1 protein-coding gene is annotated in these 337 nt (G+C 38.3%); it reads left to right on the top strand.

All coding sequences use genetic code 11. The features are described from left to right. Positions 1 to 29 precede the first annotated feature (29 nt). On the top strand, positions 30 to 337 hold a 308-nt coding region (locus tag RMT89_RS41830), incomplete at its 3' end, for a hypothetical protein (protein WP_315888992.1).

Genomic DNA, 337 nt, shown 5'->3' with positions numbered 1-337 from the left:
GCGGATACTCGCTTTGCACTGGACGTTTTATGGCTGTTACACGTCAGTGGTGCCAACCATTAAGAGTTTGGAAGGAATACTATCGAAAATGGGCCAGAACACCAGAGTATGATCAGTTACTGAAGCTCAATGTTTTCACTGAAATCAGACACATAGCGGGTGATAAATCATTATTTGATCAACTTAACGCGTACCGGCATGAACAAATTACTCATAATAGTAAACTTATGGCAGCTTTAGTCTGTAATACACTAAAAATACGGCCACCACTAGGAATTTTCAACAATTTAATATTACAAAAAGATGGAAAAAGTGGTGAGAAAACCCTTGACATCAA

This window comes from Streptomyces sp. P17, assembly GCF_032436805.1.
In the GTDB taxonomy this organism is placed as follows: Bacteria; Actinomycetota; Actinomycetes; order Streptomycetales; family Streptomycetaceae; genus Streptomyces.
Note: the sequence above shows the minus strand (reverse complement) of the source record. Positions and strands in the feature narration are given on the sequence as shown.